The organism is Vibrio sp. T9, assembly GCF_003123985.1.
GTDB classification, from domain to species: domain Bacteria; phylum Pseudomonadota; class Gammaproteobacteria; order Enterobacterales; family Vibrionaceae; genus Vibrio; species Vibrio diabolicus.
This window is the reverse complement of sequence record NZ_NIGY01000200.1, coordinates 1-285: the sequence shown is the minus strand read 5'-3', so window position 1 is coordinate 285 and position 285 is coordinate 1. Positions and strand designations below refer to the sequence as shown.

Sequence of the window (285 nt, the reverse complement as noted above, 5' to 3'; positions counted from 1 at the left end):
GGGGACGCTTACCACTTTGTGGTTCATGACTGGGGTGAAGTCGTAACAAGGTAGCGCTAGGGGAACCTGGCGCTGGATCACCTCCTTATACGATGATTATTGCGATGAGTGTTCACACAGATTGATAGTTTTTGAAGCGTAAGCTTCGAGCTATTATTGCTCTTTAACAATTTGGAAAGCTGACAAAACAACAATTTATTGTTGTTTGTAAAGTTCTCAAAGTATTCATTTATGAATACAACTAATAACACATTCAAGTGTTCTTGGAATTTGAGTCCGGCAAAA

The 285-nt window shown here is 39.3% G+C and carries 1 rRNA gene; it reads left to right on the top strand.

The features are described from left to right. Window positions 1–88, top strand: a 16S ribosomal RNA gene (locus CBX98_RS26080); the annotation flags it as partial. Window positions 89–285 lie beyond the last annotated feature (197 nt).